The following is a 14,717-nucleotide window of genomic DNA, read 5'->3' on the forward strand; positions in this document are numbered from 1 at the left end:
CTCCGAGGCATCCCTCACCGCGATTCAGCTAGGCGCGACGACCGCGAAGAGCGAACCCGCCGGCCGCGAGCAGCAGCAGGCTCAGAACCACCAGCGCGACCGGCGCCGCCCCACCCGTCGAAGCCAGCATCGGCGTCGAACCGCTGCCGCTTGCGAACGCGTGCGTCGATCCGGGCGTGCTCGCCGGGGTGTTCCCCGGGTTCGTTCCGGGAGTGGTGCCGGGGTTGGTCCCGGGATCAGTGCCGGGGTCCGTACCAGGGTCCGTGCCCGGGTCCGTGCCCGGGTCCGTACCGGGGTCGGTCCCGGGGGTGGTTCCCGGCGTCTCGACGACGCTGGTGCCGAGAACGGCGATGGCGTTGCCGCCGACAGTGATCGGAATCGAGACCGGGAGGCCCAGCTGCGTGCCGCCCAGGAGCGAACCGCCACCACCCGTGGTCGGGGTCGACCACCCGCCCGTCGACGGGCCCGTGGCGGGCGAACCCTCCGCCGAGCTGTCGCCGAGAACCGCGATCGCGTTCCCGACGACACTCACCGGAACCGCGATCGGCGCGAGCACCTGCGTGCCGCCGAGGATCGAGTCATCACCCGAGGTGTTCGGCGCGGGAGCGGGTGCCGGGGCGGGTGCCGGAGCCGTCGTACCGGCGGGTGCCTGCGACACCGTGCTGTCGCCGAGCACGGCGATGGCATTCCCGGACACGTCCACCGGCACGGTGACGTCCAGCAGCGCCTGCGTGCCCGAGAGCAGTCCGTCGATGCCGCTGGTGGTGATCGCCGGCGGGGCTGCCGGCGCCGCGGGCGGCGCAGGCGTGGACTCGGCCTCCGCCGTTCCCAGCACTCCGAGAGCGTTGTCGGTGACGGACACCGGCACGTTCACGGTGACGACCGCCTGTGTGCCGGATGCTGCGCCGTCATCCCCGGAGGTCGCCGGCGCGGCTTCCTCGCTGTGCGCCAGCACCACGTCGGGTGCGGGTGCAGGCTCGGGAACCGGAGTGGGTGCCGGCGCATCCACCACGGACGTGCCGAGCACCGAGATCGCGTTGCCGACGAGCGACAGCGGTGCTGTGACGGGCGCGAGAATCTGCGTGCCCGAGAGCAGCCCATCCTCGCCCGTGGTCTCTGCCGCATTGGCGGCTGTCGCGCCGAGCAGGGTGACCCCGCCGGCGAGGAGCAGGCCCCACAGGGCCCGCTTGATGAAAGTACGCATGATGTATCTCCTGACTGGTTGCTTTGAGTGATGGCGCGCGAACGCGCGGGTTCTTCCGCCTGTGCGGCGGCTCAAGGCAGGTCAGTCAGGTGAGGCGTCAGTGTCGAACGTCGGCGATGACGGCAGCGCCTCGCTGGCGGCGCCGGATGCGTGTGCAGACGCAAGGAGCGTCTTGTCGTAGGCGCCAGGAAGGTGCCCGGCCGTCCCGTTCGATCCTCCCGCGCCACTGGAAGCGGACGCAGAGGGAGAAACTCCCGACGGTGCGTGCGCGGGGCCCTGGGGTGATGTCGGCGGCGAGGGCGCTGCGGACGGCGGGATGTCGTCAGCATCCGTCTGCCATGCCGAGGATGCGCTCGCGGTCGGTGTGCGACCGGACGTCCCCGCCGTCGCGGATGCGGAGGCCAGGAGCGAAGCGCTGGGTGTGATCGCGGCCGGTGCGACCGGAGCGGGAGTGAGAACCGGTGATGCCGGCGTTGGTGGCGTGACCTCGGGTCTCGGAGTCGTCACCCCGGGAAGAACGATCTCGACGATGGGGGCAACGATGTCGTCGACCACGGGGGTGACGACCCCGATCACCGGAGCCAGAGTGTCGTCCAGTTCGGAGCCGACCGTGCCGACTGTGCCAACCGTCGTATCGACGACGTCCAGCACCGTGTCGACCGTATCGACCGCCGTATCGACGACGACCAGAACGTCGTCGGTGACTTCTTCGACGATGGCTGCAGCGGGGGGCCCGGCGACCGGCAGGGACTCGACGACCTCGGTGACGCCGTCGACGACTGGCTCGGGGGCAATCACCGTCTCGACGACACCGAGGACGTCGGACACCGGTGACATGATCGATGACGTCGTGTCGCTGACGACGGAGGTGAGATCTTCGAGCAGCCCGGTCGGGCGCTCGACCGCCGACGCGGATCCGGAGCTCAGCGCGATGCTCAGCACAACCCAGCCGAGCACGATCACGGCTCCACCGAGGAGGCCGGTGATGGCACGGCGGGTCCTACACGCGAGAGCGTCCACGTCACCTTCCCCTCTGAAGGAACGTCTTGCACGGAGCTGGGGTTGTAGGAGCCGAATGTACTCCTCACACGGGCATCCGTCTAGACCGACTTTCTCGGAGCTCGGACAGAAACCGCGTGATTCCGCGGAGGCGCGCCCGGCGCAGTTTCGACTTGACTTTCCCCACAGTTGTACACACGTGCATAGATCACTGACAAACCTTCAACGTGGGGTTTAAGTCGCTTGTTATCCACATCCTGGGGAAACAGCAAATACCAGGTCAGAGCGAAATAACTTAGGCAACCATTGAGTTGTTCCCACAGTTATACACAGAGCTTGTTCACAGACATGCCGGAGTTCTTCGCACACTCTCCACACAGTTATCCACAGGCTCTGTTGCGTGGGGATAAGGGCGCTCGTAGCGTGGGGGAGCCCCCCGATGTCCGAGGCCTGTGGTCTTGTTGTGTCAGGGTCGCCGCGGCCCGATCCAGGCAGCGAAGCGATCTCGGAATCCGGGCGGGCGCGCACAGGTCGCTGACAGCGGAAGGGGTCACGTGTCGATTGCTGACATCTCGGACGAGCGCCTCGGAGGAGGGCGCGGACCCGAACGCACCCCACCGCACGACCTGATCGCCGAACAGAGCACCCTGGGTGGAATGCTGCTCTCGAAGGACGCGGTCGCCGACGTCATCGAGACGCTCCGTGGCACCGATTTCTATGTCCCCAAGCATGAGCTCATCTTCGACGCGATCCTGACGCTCTACTCGCACGGTGAGCCGACCGACGTCGTCGCCGTCACCGACGAGCTGATCAAGTCGGGCGACCTCGGGCGCGCGGGCGGCGCCGACTATCTGCACTCGCTGACCTCCATCGTGCCGACCGCCGCCAACGCCGGCTACTACGCGAGCATCGTGTCCGAGCGCGCGATCCTGCGCAAGCTCGTGGATGCCGGAACCCGCATCGTGCAGATGGGTTACGACGGCCAGGGCGACGCCACCGACCTCGTGAACAACGCCCAGGCCGAGATCTACTCCGTGACCGGCGGGCAAGAGACCGAAGACTACGTCCCGCTCACGATCGCCGTCGACTCAGCGCTCGAAGAGATCGAAGCGGCGAGTGGTCGCGATGGCTCGATGACGGGCGTGCCGACAGGATTCCGTGAGCTGGATGAGCTGACGAACGGCCTGCACGGCGGCCAGATGATCGTCATCGCCGCTCGTCCCGCCATGGGTAAGTCGACGCTCGCGCTGGACTTCGCCCGTGCAGCATCCATCGGGCACAACCAGCCGTCGATCTTCTTCTCGCTCGAAATGGGGCGCGCCGAGATCGCCATGCGACTGCTCAGCGCGGAGGGATCCGTCCCGCTGCAGAGCATGCGTAAGGGCACGCTGGACCAGCGTGACTGGACGACCGTCGCCGCGACCCGCGGGCGTATCAACGACGCTCCGCTGTACATCGACGACAGCCCCAACATGACGCTCGTCGAGATCCGCGCGAAGTGTCGCCGCCTCAAGCAGCGCGCGGGCCTGCGCATGGTGATCATCGACTACCTCCAGCTCATGACGAGCGGCAAGCGCGTCGAGTCTCGTCAGCAGGAGGTCTCGGAGTTCTCACGTGCGCTGAAGCTGCTCGCGAAGGAACTGCAGGTTCCCGTCATCGCGTTGTCGCAACTGAACCGTGGTTCTGAGCAGCGCCAAGACAAGAAGCCCGCGATCAGCGACCTGCGTGAGTCCGGCTCGATCGAGCAGGACGCCGACATGGTGATGCTGCTGCACCGCGATTCTGTCTACGACAAGGACGTGCGCCCGGGCGAGGCCGACCTCATCGTCGCCAAGCACCGTAACGGCCCCACCGCGACGATCCCCATCGCCTTCCAGGGCCACTTCTCGCGCTTCACCGACATGGCGCCGGGTGGCGACTTCGGTGGCGGCGGCGGGTTCGGCTAAGCCGGGTGTCTGCCCCTCTTGCTAGGGTGGCGGCGTGCGATGGCGGGCGGACGAGGCGGGTGGTTCACGAGGTGTTCCATCCTCTCCGGGGATACCCCGGGGCACGCAGGCTGAGCTGACAGAAACGCCGCAGGCGCCTCCCTGCGCTTCGCGCAGTACAGCGCCCGCACTGATGGACGAGTCGTGCGCCCGCCATCGCACGCTGCGTTCGCATCTGGCGAGCGTTAGCGCATGACGTCGACCGCGGCCGCCCGCGCCCTGGGGCACAGTCCGCAGCCCGCGGCATCCGCGATTGCCCGGGCGCTTGCCGACGCCTTCCTCGAGACTCCGTCGTGGACTCGACCCGAGCTGATGGCAGCCGGGGCGCGCGTTCTGGGTGCCCGCCGCCGCTGGCTCGGACCTGTCGTCGATGAGATCCTCGGCGACCTCGTGCGAGCGCCTCACGATTCACCGCGGCTGCTTGCCACACTGATCGAAGACTCTCCCGCCTTTCGGGAAGGCGTCTCCAAGGCCGCGGCACGGCGCGCCCCGCAGCAGATTCATTACCGGCCGCTCGCGCCGCAGCATCCGCCCGCACTGTCGCATCCGCTGGATCCGGAGCCCCCTCTGCCGCGGCTCCGTACCCTCCCGGAGCTCGCCGCGCTGCTCGATCTCAGCCTCGGGCACCTTGAGTGGCTCGCCGACACGAAGAACTGGAATCGACGGGCCCGCCCTGGCAGTCTCCATCACTACCGCTACGAATGGCGGACTCGTCCGGGGCGCGTCCCGCGGCTGCTCGAGGTGCCCGAGGACCGGATGCGACGCACCCAGCGCGCCCTGCTGGATCAGCTCCTGTCACGCATTCCTGCGAACGACGCGGCGCATGGCTTCCTTCCCGGGCGGAGTGCCGTCACGGGGGCCGCGCGGCACGTGGCATCCGACATCGTCATCTCGCTCGACCTGACCACGTTCTTCGCGCGCGTCACCGCGACCCGCATCTACGGAACGCTCCGGCAGGCGGGATACGACGAGCAGATCGCTCACGCCATCACCGGGCTGTGCACGAACGCCGTACCCCCGCGGGTACTGGCGGCGATGCCTCCCGGCGGGTCGCCGGAGGAGCGCTTCGCTCTGCGGCGGGCGCTTGCGGCAAGCCATCTGCCGCAGGGGGCGCCATCGTCGCCGATGCTGGCAAACCTCGCGGTGCGCCGGCTCGACTCGCGGCTGACGGGGTGGGCCGAGAAGGCGGAAGCCAGCTACACGCGCTATGCGGATGATCTGACCTTCAGCGGCAGCGGCGTGATCGCAAGACGGCCGGATGCCTTCGTTCGCGGCGTCCGACGCATCATCGCCGACGAAGGGCACATCGCGAACCCGGCGAAGACGCGCGTCCGACGACAGGGCACTCGTCAGGCAGTCACGGGCATCGTCGTCAACCAGCATCCGAATCTCTCTCGCGTCGAGTTCGACCGGCTCAAGGCGATCCTCCACAACTGCGCCGTCCACGGCCCAGCCGCGCAGAATCGCTCAGACGCGAGCGACTTCCGTGCCCACCTGCTGGGACGGATCTCCTGGGTCGAGAGCCTGAACCCTGGGCGAGGAGCAAAGCTGCGTCGGGAGTTCTCACGCATCGACTGGGGAAGCCCGTAGCGATTGGTCGTCAGGATCCCTGATCCCGCCAGAAGATCGGCGGGCGCTCTGTCGGGCGGCGCGGCACGTAGTTGCTCCAGGACCGCTGGTACGTCCGGTAGCCGTGGAAGGCACCGGTGATCGCCCAGGCGACGCCCACCACGGCACCCACCGTGATGGCCCAGCCCAGTGCACCGCTCACCGTCTGCACGAGCGCGCCGGCGAACATCCCGTACACGCAGGCGTTCACGATGATGATCAGCACGGCAGAGCTGCCGAACAGGTGACTGAAGTCGCTGCGACGGTGCAGGAACGAGTACGTGCGCGCCATCCCGGCTTCGTCGTCGGTGGAAGAGGCGAGGAAGTACTGTGCGACCTGAGGGTCGAGGTCGACGTACCCGCTGCGCATCCGGTTCATTGCGACGACGTACATGAGGTCTTCGTCCGCCACATTGACGACCCGCATCTGCGTCATCACGCCGATGAGGCACAGGAACGCGAGTATGGCCAGCAGTGCGGCCGTGAACCAACCCGAGAACGCGGATGCTTGGCCGAGAAGTCCGATCGTCACGAGTCCCGCCGACACGAGCGTGAGGAAGATCGTGATCCGCGTGAGCACCTCGCTCTGCGCGGTGCTGCGGGCCGCGAGCAGGCCCCAGTGCTCGGTGGCCAGAATCTGCGCGCGGCGTGCGAGCACGGCATCCGATTCCGCCGGATGGATCTCGGGCGGGATGTCGTCTGAAGCTGCGGCGCCTGCGTCCATTGGCTGTGCTCACGTTGTCTGACTGTGCTCGACGTCAGCATCCTTCTCTCTGCGGGTGGCATCCACAAGACCTCTTCGTGTGGCCTTCCCGTGCGGGTCGCCGGGGCGCGCGGCCCGAGGTCGCCGACCTGCGTTTGGTGACATCGTCCCGATGCTCTAATTTTGGACTTATGACAAACATGGTCTCCGTCCAGACTTTGGACTCCTCGCCGCCGCGTCGCCGTCTCGGTCGCGTGATCCTCGGCGCACTGCTCGCGATCTCGCTCTGGTGGCCCGCCCTGCCGGCCGCAGCAGCGCCCGCGCCCGCGCCGGTGGCCACGGTGACGACGGTGGAGTTGTCGCCGGCAGCGGCGCAGTACGGAGACATCACCGTGGCGGTGGCGCGCGTCACCCCTGCCGGGCCGGTGAACGTGATGGGTCAGCCCGTGACTTTCCTCCTTGATGGGGATCCTCTCGGAACGGGGATGCTGATCTACACGGGTTCGGGTGTCTTCACGGCGTTCGGCTTGTTCACCCGTGAGATTGCGGCGGGAACGCACACTCTGACCGCGAGGTTCGACGGGTACGCGCCGGCGACCGGAGACAGCGCCGCGGAGTCGACGAGCGAACCGGTATCCTTCACAGTGCGACAGGCCCCGAGCAGCACGGTGCTGGTCAGCGCCCCGGCAGCGGCGACCGCTTTCGAGACCATGGACGTCTCCGCATCGGTGTCCTCGCCCGTGAGTGGATTGGCTGGAACAGCGACTCTCTACGGAGACACCGTCCCTCTGGCCACGACGACCGTTGCCGTTGATGGCACTGTTCAGTTCGACGACGTCGTGGTCGCCCCGGGAATCAGCGCGCTTCACGTGGGCTTCGACGGGGATGCGGCGGCGAACTTCGCGCCATCGTCGTCGGCCTTCTTCCCCATCACGGTCTCGACGATCGCAACCTCAACTGCACTGCAGCTTTCCGATGCCGACACGTGGGCGGGCGACACGGTGACGGCGACGGTCGATGTGTTCGCCCTGCCCTCCGGAGCGACCGTGACGCCCCGCGAACTGCACGGCACAGTGGAGGTCCTCGTAAACGGGAAGGTGGTGGCCACTGCTCCCGTGCAGCCGAACGGTCCGACGGTCTTCGATGGTGCGCAGGCCCAGATCGCCCTGGATGCCGCCGCGCTCGGGCTCGGCGCGCACACCGTCTCGGCGCGGTTCCTGCCGATGGCCGGGCTCGATCCTTCCCGCAGCGCGGATGCTCCGCTGGCGGTGCGTCCGATCGTGACCACGGTGACTCCGGACCAGGGCACGGTGTCGGGAACACCCTCGCTGCCCGCATCCGTGGCGGTTCGGGTATCGGAAGAGCGGGGCGGTGAGTTCCCGGCGGCCGGCACCGTGCAGCCGTTCGTCGACGGCGCCTCGATCGGCGACCCCGTCGCGCTGGTCGGCGGTGCGGCCGAGGTGACGTTCGCCGGGTTGGCCGTCGGCACGCATGACGTCGAACTGCGCTTCGTTCCGCTCGCCAGTGATCGCGGCGAGAGCACCGCACAGGTTCGTGTCGAGATCGTCGCCGACCCCGTTCCCGCTCCTGCACCCGCACCTGCTCCCGCCGCACCGGCGACCGCGCTGCTGGCGACCACGGGTGGCGAGGTGCCGTGGCGGTCCCTCGGTGCGGGGCTGATGCTGCTTGCCGCGGGCGTGGTTCTGTCGCTGCGGCGCCGAGGCGCCGTCTAGGACTTCGCCCTGGCCTTCGCCCGTTGCTGCGCAGTACGGTGAGCACACGCGGAGCAGGGGAGGATGCATGGATCGCTTCGACACGATCGTCGTCGGCGCAGGCGTTGCCGGTCTCACGGCGGCGCGCCTGCTCGCCAGGGAAGGGCGCCGCGTCGTGGTCCTCGAGGCGCGCGATCGCGTCGGCGGACGAGTCGTCACCGACCGCTCCGATGGCCAGATCACCGATCTCGGTGCGTCGTGGATCCACGGCATCACCGACAGCCCTGTCGCTGCGGCGTGCGAGGCGTTCGGCATGTCCATGGTCGAGTTCACGGTCGGCGGCTATCAGCCCGACAGCCGACCGATCGTGTACTACGGGCCGGACGGGACGCGCCTCAGCCCGGACGAGACCGCGCAGTTCATCGACGACATTCACCGTGCGGATGCGGCGCTGCCGGCGATCATCGCGCACTCCGCGCCGCGCGATTCGTACCTCGACGTCACCGACGCCGCGATCGCTGCGCAGGGTTGGCCAGCCGACCGTGCTGAACGCGTGCGCGAGTACATGCGCCACCGCAGCGAGGAGCAGTACGGCGCGCGCATCGACGAGCTCGCAGCGCACGGACTCGACGATGACGTGGTCGACGGCGACGAGGTCGTCTTCCCGGATGGCTACGATCGTCTGCCGCAGCATCTCGCCGAAGGCCTTGACGTCCGTCTCGGCCACATCGTCACCGGCGTGCGGTGGGGCGATGACGGAGTGACCGTGACGACGGATGATCACACGTTCCGCGCGGCATCCGCCATCGTCACCGTCCCCGTCGGCGTGCTCCAGTCGAGCGACTTCAGGATCGAGCCCCCGTTGCCCGATCCGGTTCGCGGCGCGCTCGGACGCCTCACGATGAACGCCTTCGAGAAGGTGTTCCTGCGGTTTCCGACCAAGTTCTGGGATGACGGCGTTTACGCGATCCGTCAGCAGGGTCCGGCAGCGGACTGGTGGCACTCCTGGTACGACCTCACATCGCTGCACGGAACGCCGACGCTGTTGACATTCATGGCGGGTCCTGCAGCGCAGGCACTCAAAGCCAGCGATGACGCCACGATCGTGGCATCCGCCCTCGCTCAGCTCCGCCAGCTCTACGGTCCGAGCGTCACAGAGCCCACGCGCGCGCACGTGACGCGCTGGCAGGACGATCCCTTCAGTCGCGGCTCATATGCGTACATGACCCTCGGATCCACGACCGACGACCACGACGACCTCGCCACTCCGGTCGGCGGCGTGCTGCACCTCGCCGGCGAAGCGACCTGGACAGATGACCCCGCGACCGTCACGGCGGGCCTGTGCTCCGGTCACCGCGCGGCGGAGCGGGTGGCGCAGCGCAGCATCCCCATCGAGAGCCTGTGGCAGGCCTGACTACGCCAGCCGCACCGTGCTCTGCAGTCGGGTGCGCACATCGAACAGCTCGTTGCCGCCGATCACCCGCGCACCCGGGACGCCTGTCCGCAGGGCGGACCCGACGACGCTGCGGCGCACGACGATCGTCGGAACACCGCGGATGCTGCCGAGGGTCGTCACCGGCTGGGCCACGTCGTCATCGGGGAGCACGATCACCGCACCGTTGAAGCGGACGCCGGCCGCTTTCCCCACGGTGCGCATCCGCGACAGCAGTCCGGTCACCGGGGCGCTCGGACCGATCGCCGGTCCGACGATCTCGCCCTTGCGGAACCCGACGACGTCGCCGAAATCCTCGGAGAGCAGGCCGTACAGGCCTGTCGGGCTGAGGACGACGTGGTCGAGCGTGTCGCCGAGATCGGTGCCCGCCTGCACGTCGTGCCATGCGGTGAAGCCCATTCCGAGCTCGGATACCGCGTGGGCGGTCGCCTCTTGCGCGAGGGCGACGGCGAGCATCCGCCGCAGTTCGCGCGGCACCGTGCGCACCAGCGCGGGGTCGAAGGGATCCGCGATCTCCGTCCCTGCCCACTCGCGCACGAACTCGACGTACTGCGCTCGGATCGCGCCACCGGGAGTGCCGAAGACCTGGCCGCGCACGCGGGTTCCCGTCCGGCTCGGCGGATCCCACGCGCCCCATCCGGAGCTCTCCGCGAAACCGTGGCCGCGGTCATAGGACGCGCGGGCTTCGACGGTGCCCACGAACTCCCACGCGCGCTGCACCTGGATGAACACGGATGCGTCGCCCCCGGTGTCGGGATGCGCCTGGCGCAGCCGCAAGCGATAGGCGCGACGCAGGGTGTCGTCGTCGCTGTCGGGCGCGACGCCGAGGATCTCATAGGCGGATGCCGAGAGCGGACTGTCGAACATCAGTACTCGGCGCGACCCGGGTTCTCCGCCCAGGCGGAGAAGGGGTCGAAGAACGTCGTGGTGTCGCCCCGGCGCCACGGGACGTCCCAGGTCGAGTAGTCCGCGCCCACGAGGTTCCAGAAGTGGCGGTCGTCGAAACCTCCGCGCGCTGCGTCTTCGCGATCTGCGGCGAACACCACTTCGTCGACACGTGCCCACAGCGCCGTCGCGGCGCACATCGGACAGGGTTCGCACGAGCTGTACAGCACGCAGCCCTGCAGCGAGAAGGTGCCGAGCGCCTGGGCGGCGCGGCGGATCGCCACCACCTCGGCGTGCGCGCTCGGGTCGTTGTCGCGGGTGACGCGATTCTCGCCGGTGGCGATGACCTCGCCGTCTTTCACGACCACGGCGCCGAAGGGCCCTCCGCCGTCGGCCACGTTCGCGACGGCGATGTCGATCGCGCGCTGGAGGAAGGGGGAGTCGGTCATCGCTGTGCTCCTCGGCTCGGGTGATTCGAGTGTATCGATGGCTCAGTCGGGAACGTCGATGATGCTCTCGGTGCCGGTGATGGGTTGGACGGCACCGCCGGATGCTTCGGCGAGATCTGCCGCGAGGCGGTCGAGTTCCAGCGCGGGAACCCACAGCTCGAGCTGCGCTTTCGCGCCGTAGTGGGTCTCACCGAGAGTTGCGCCGTGCTGCGTGGCCCAGGCGCGCACGAGGTTGTCGTATCGTCCGGCATCCGCGTGAGCGACGTCGAACGTGACCTGAGTGAGCGGCTCTCGTCGCAGGAAAGTGGCATGATCCAGCGCTTCAGACACCGCCGACCCGTAGGCGCGCACCAGGCCGCCCGCGCCGAGCTTGATCCCTCCGAAGTAGCGGGTGACGACCGCGACGACGTCAGTGAGCTCGCGCCGCCGCAGCACCTCGAGCATCGGGATGCCGGCGGTGCCGGAGGGCTCGCCGTCATCGGAAGATCGTGCCTGATCGCCGAGCAGTCCCGTCACCATCGCCGTGCAGTTGTGCCGCGCATCCCACGCTCGCTTGCGGACGGCCGCGATGACAGCATCCGCCTCCGCCACCGAGGAAACCGGGGCGATGTGCGTGATGAACCGCGACTTCTTGATGACCAGTTCGTGGTCGACCGCCGCCGCGATGGTCTGCGGGTAGCGGCGGGCGGTCACCTCTTCACGATACCGAGAGCGCGGAGGCTGCGCAGGGTACCGCTAGTGGCGGACGAGCGCCTCGGGGGATTCGCCGCCCTCGTGGAACGTGGGCTCCTTGCCGAACAGCTTCGCGATGCCGACCACGACGCCGACGATGACGAGTCCGACGGCCAGCCCTGCGATCGCTGAGACGACGGTGCCTGCCAGCCACATCGCGAAACCGCCGAGTGCGGCCAGGGCGTGCTCGGCGCCGTGCAGCAGATCGGCCGGGAAGTGCCATCCGACCTCACCGAGATTGACGAGCACGAGATGCCCGCCGACCCACAGCATCGCGACCGTGCCGACGATGCTGATCACACGGAACACCGCGGGCATCGATCGGACGATCCGCGTGCCGGTGTGGCGCACGCGCTTGACCGGGTTCTTCGCCATCTTCAGCCCGACATCGTCGATCTTCACGAGCAGGGCGACGGCACCGTAGACGACGCCGGTCATGAGGACGGCGATGACCGAGAGGACCGCGAGCGTCATGCCGAGGTCGAGTCCGGGATCGAGGTTGGCGAGCGAGATGAGCATGATCTCGGTCGAGAGGATCAGGTCGGTGCGGATCGCGCCGAGCACGAGACGCTTCTCGTCGCGGGCGCCCTCTTCGCCGTGGCCGTGCGTCGCGCCGAACCATTCGAGCACCTTCTCGGCGCCCTCGAAGCACAGGTACGCTCCGCCGACGATGAGCAGGTACGGCAGCACCCACGGCGCGAATGCGGTGAGCAGCAGCGCGACCGGGATGATGATGAGGAACTTGTTCGCGATCGACCCGAGCGCGATCTTGCCGACCACGGGCAGTTCGCGGGCGGGCGTGATGCCCTGCACATACTGCGGCGTCACGGCGGCGTCGTCGATCACGACGCCCGCAGCCTTCGACGATGCCTTCAGAGCCGCGGTCAGAATGTCATCGACAACAGCGAGCAGGCCAACCGACATGTGATTCCCCCGGGGTCAGTGAACGTCGGAAAGTAACACTATCGGTGCGCGGCGCCGGCTGCGGATCAGACGCCGAGGTGCTGGAAGGTCTCCAGGATCAGCTCGACGCTCAGGTGCTCGGGAACCTCGGATCCGGATGCCTCGAACTCGGCGAGCTCCACGCCGCGGACGGATGCTGCGGGCAGCGCTGCGAAGATCGCGGCAATCTCGTGCGGACGCAGTCCCTCCGGCACTTTGTAGGCGGCAGGGATGTAGCCGGGGGTCAGCACATCCCAGTCGACGTGAATCCACATATCGCGACCGGCCACGAACTCCGCGACCGCCTCGGGGGTGCTCTCTGCGGGCGCCAGCACGGTCACGCCCGCCTCGGCGAGAAGTCGCTGTTCTGCCGGGTCGATGTCGCGCGCGCCCACGAGCGCCACCTGGTGCGGGTTGAGGCCGGCGCCGTGGCCGCTGTCCCACAGGCCGCAGGCTGCAGCGAGAACCATGCCGCCGAGGTAGCCGGAGTCGGTCGTCGCTGGGGTGTGGAAGTCACCGTGCGCGTCGATCCACAGCACGACCGCATCCGGATAGCGGGCAGCGACCTCGGGGAGCGTCGCCAGGCTCGCCGCGCAGGTGTTCGTTGCCAGCACCGGCGTCGTGCCCGCGTCGAGGGCATCGCGGAGAGCGGCGCGAAGACCCGTGAGGGTCTCGGATGCGGCGGGAAGGGCGACGCTCCAGTCATCCGTCGCCGGTGCGCTCGGAGTGCTGACGATCACGGGATCGACGTGCAGCAGCGTACCGAGTGCCTCACCGGTGATGAGTGCACCCGCAAGCGCACCGTCTGTGCGGTCGGCCACGCGACCCTGATTGACGATGACGGAGCGGGTCATGATGCAGGAGCCTCCTGAGGTGCGAGCTGTGCGGCGAGGAAGGCGGCCTGGCGTGGCCAGTGCAGGCCTTCGCCGCCCTCGTGCCCATTGAAGTGGTAGTCGGTGATGTCGGCGTGCGCCGCCCACGTGTTCTTGGCGGCGTACACGGTCGACGGAGGGCACACCGCGTCCATGTGCGCGACCGAGAACAGCGCCGGCGCGGTCGCGCGACGGGCGAAGTTCACCCCATCGAAGTACGAGAGGGTGCGGAAGACGGTCTCACCCGCGTCGCGGTGTACGGCGAGGTAGCGCACGATCTCCTGATAGGGGTCGCGTTCGGTGAGGCCCACGGCGCGCTCGAAGTGGCACAGGAACGGCACGTCGGGCATGACGGCGACGAGACCGTCGCAGAGTCCGGCTGCGGCGATCGCGATGCCGCCGCCCTGGCTCGCGCCGGTGACGGCGACGCGCGCAGCATCCACGCGATCGAGCTCTCGCACGGTGTCGACCGCACGAACCGCGTCGGTGAACACGCGGCGGTAGTAGTAGCCGTCCGGGTGGGCGATGCCCCGCGTCATGAAGCCGGGGGTGGCGCCTCCCGACCCATGTGGATCGGCCGTGGAGCCACCGGTGCCCCAGCCCCCACCCTGACCGCGCGTGTCCATGCGCAGATACGCGTAGCCGGCGGACGCCCAGGCGAGGCGCTCATGGGGGAGTCCGCGACCGCCGCCGTATCCCACGTACTCGACCACGGCGGGCAGCGGCTCGCGGCCGCCGGCAGGAAGGATCAGCCAGGCGCTGACGGGGTCGCCGCCGAAGCCGCTGAAGGTCACGTCGTAGACCTCGACGTTCGCCAGAGGTGAGTCGACGCGACGCACCTCAGGAGCGGTCGCCAGCGCACGTGACTCGGCAATCGTGCGCTGCCAGAAGTCGTCGAAATCCGCGGGCTCCGCGACCTCGGGACGGTAGGAGCGCAACTGCTCCAGGGGCAGGTCGAAACGGGGCATCGCGGCTTCCTCACAGACACGGGACGTACCAGGGCAGTCTATTGAGGCGAGGCGGGATGCTCGTCGCGATAATGCGGATTAGTGCGGCGGATCTCAGGCAATCAGCGGATGTCGGAGGCCTGTCACAACCTCAAAATAATACGCATTATCAAATTGACCTTCTCTTCGCGCTCTGACCAGACTGGCACTCGTGCCCACCCGGGTG

At 68.4% G+C, this 14,717-nt stretch carries 13 protein-coding genes; 4 read left to right on the forward strand and 9 right to left on the reverse strand.

The annotated features are described in order from the left end of the window. Positions 1 to 28: 28 nt before the first annotated feature. Both JOD62_RS07190 and JOD62_RS07195 read right to left on the reverse strand, forming a co-directional pair. Positions 29 to 1,204: a chaplin family protein gene (locus JOD62_RS07190; RefSeq protein WP_204938617.1), complete on the reverse strand. Its 1,176-nt coding sequence runs from the start codon at positions 1,202 to 1,204 to the stop codon at positions 29 to 31. 81 nt (positions 1,205 to 1,285) lie between these two features. Then, positions 1,286 to 2,224, reverse strand: a complete 939-nt coding sequence (locus JOD62_RS07195; protein WP_204938618.1) for a hypothetical protein — start codon at positions 2,222 to 2,224, stop codon at positions 1,286 to 1,288. A gap of 533 nt (positions 2,225 to 2,757) precedes the next feature. Between JOD62_RS07195 and dnaB the strand changes: the two genes are divergently transcribed. Beyond that, positions 2,758 to 4,149 (forward strand): replicative DNA helicase, encoded by a 1,392-nt coding sequence (gene dnaB, locus JOD62_RS07200; RefSeq protein WP_204938619.1) that lies wholly within the window; start codon positions 2,758 to 2,760, stop codon positions 4,147 to 4,149. Between the two features lie 231 nt (positions 4,150 to 4,380). Beyond that, the gene (locus JOD62_RS07205; protein WP_204938620.1) at positions 4,381 to 5,778 is read left to right on the forward strand and encodes a reverse transcriptase family protein; all 1,398 of its coding nucleotides are present in this window, start codon (positions 4,381 to 4,383) and stop codon (positions 5,776 to 5,778) included. Positions 5,779 to 5,788: 10 nt separating this feature from the next. Here JOD62_RS07205 and JOD62_RS07210 read toward each other — a convergent pair whose 3' ends face one another. Then, the gene (locus JOD62_RS07210) at positions 5,789 to 6,520 is read right to left on the reverse strand and encodes a hypothetical protein (protein ID WP_204938621.1); all 732 of its coding nucleotides are present in this window, start codon (positions 6,518 to 6,520) and stop codon (positions 5,789 to 5,791) included. Between the two features lie 170 nt (positions 6,521 to 6,690). Here JOD62_RS07210 and JOD62_RS07215 point away from each other — a divergent pair, with 170 nt between their 5' ends. Together JOD62_RS07215 and JOD62_RS07220 are read left to right on the forward strand one after the other, a co-directional pair. Beyond that, on the forward strand, positions 6,691 to 8,232 hold the full coding sequence (locus JOD62_RS07215) for an Ig-like domain-containing protein (RefSeq protein ID WP_204938622.1): 1,542 nt from the start codon (positions 6,691 to 6,693) through the stop codon (positions 8,230 to 8,232). Between the two features lie 67 nt (positions 8,233 to 8,299). Continuing rightward, on the forward strand, positions 8,300 to 9,625 hold the full coding sequence (locus JOD62_RS07220) for a flavin monoamine oxidase family protein (RefSeq protein WP_204938623.1): 1,326 nt from the start codon (positions 8,300 to 8,302) through the stop codon (positions 9,623 to 9,625). Here JOD62_RS07220 and JOD62_RS07225 read toward each other — a convergent pair whose 3' ends face one another. The 6 genes from JOD62_RS07225 to JOD62_RS07250 form a co-directional block, all read right to left on the reverse strand. Continuing rightward, positions 9,626 to 10,531 (reverse strand): DnaJ domain-containing protein, encoded by a 906-nt coding sequence (locus JOD62_RS07225; RefSeq protein WP_204938624.1) that lies wholly within the window; start codon positions 10,529 to 10,531, stop codon positions 9,626 to 9,628. Then, positions 10,531 to 10,998: a nucleoside deaminase gene (locus tag JOD62_RS07230; protein WP_204938625.1), complete on the reverse strand. Its 468-nt coding sequence runs from the start codon at positions 10,996 to 10,998 to the stop codon at positions 10,531 to 10,533. Before JOD62_RS07230 ends, JOD62_RS07225 begins: the two co-directional genes overlap by 1 nt. A 42-nt stretch (positions 10,999 to 11,040) precedes the next feature. Next, positions 11,041 to 11,691 (reverse strand): YigZ family protein, encoded by a 651-nt coding sequence (locus tag JOD62_RS07235; RefSeq protein ID WP_204938626.1) that lies wholly within the window; start codon positions 11,689 to 11,691, stop codon positions 11,041 to 11,043. A gap of 42 nt (positions 11,692 to 11,733) precedes the next feature. Continuing rightward, on the reverse strand, positions 11,734 to 12,654 hold the full coding sequence (locus JOD62_RS07240; protein ID WP_204938627.1) for a DUF808 domain-containing protein: 921 nt from the start codon (positions 12,652 to 12,654) through the stop codon (positions 11,734 to 11,736). A 65-nt stretch (positions 12,655 to 12,719) separates the two neighbouring features. After that, on the reverse strand, positions 12,720 to 13,526 hold the full coding sequence (locus JOD62_RS07245) for an arginase family protein (RefSeq protein WP_204938628.1): 807 nt from the start codon (positions 13,524 to 13,526) through the stop codon (positions 12,720 to 12,722). Next, positions 13,523 to 14,512: an acetylxylan esterase gene (locus tag JOD62_RS07250; RefSeq protein WP_204938629.1), complete on the reverse strand. Its 990-nt coding sequence runs from the start codon at positions 14,510 to 14,512 to the stop codon at positions 13,523 to 13,525. Before JOD62_RS07250 ends, JOD62_RS07245 begins: the two co-directional genes overlap by 4 nt. Positions 14,513 to 14,717: the final 205 nt, after the last annotated feature.

This window comes from Microbacterium keratanolyticum, assembly GCF_016907255.1.
Lineage (GTDB): Bacteria > Actinomycetota > Actinomycetes > Actinomycetales > Microbacteriaceae > Microbacterium > Microbacterium keratanolyticum.

Coding starts and splice junctions, on each gene's coding strand:
- JOD62_RS07205 (WP_204938620.1), top strand. CDS start 4,381: ATGACGTCGACCGCGGCCGCCCGCGCCCTGGGGCACAGTCCGCAGCCC.
- JOD62_RS07210 (WP_204938621.1), bottom strand. CDS start 6,520: ATGGACGCAGGCGCCGCAGCTTCAGACGACATCCCGCCCGAGATCCAT.
- JOD62_RS07220 (WP_204938623.1), top strand. CDS start 8,300: ATGGATCGCTTCGACACGATCGTCGTCGGCGCAGGCGTTGCCGGTCTC.
- JOD62_RS07245 (WP_204938628.1), bottom strand. CDS start 13,526: ATGACCCGCTCCGTCATCGTCAATCAGGGTCGCGTGGCCGACCGCACA.
- JOD62_RS07225 (WP_204938624.1), bottom strand. CDS start 10,531: ATGTTCGACAGTCCGCTCTCGGCATCCGCCTATGAGATCCTCGGCGTC.
- JOD62_RS07190 (WP_204938617.1), bottom strand. CDS start 1,204: ATGCGTACTTTCATCAAGCGGGCCCTGTGGGGCCTGCTCCTCGCCGGC.
- JOD62_RS07230 (WP_204938625.1), bottom strand. CDS start 10,998: ATGACCGACTCCCCCTTCCTCCAGCGCGCGATCGACATCGCCGTCGCG.
- JOD62_RS07250 (WP_204938629.1), bottom strand. CDS start 14,512: ATGCCCCGTTTCGACCTGCCCCTGGAGCAGTTGCGCTCCTACCGTCCC.
- JOD62_RS07240 (WP_204938627.1), bottom strand. CDS start 12,654: ATGTCGGTTGGCCTGCTCGCTGTTGTCGATGACATTCTGACCGCGGCT.
- JOD62_RS07215 (WP_204938622.1), top strand. CDS start 6,691: ATGACAAACATGGTCTCCGTCCAGACTTTGGACTCCTCGCCGCCGCGT.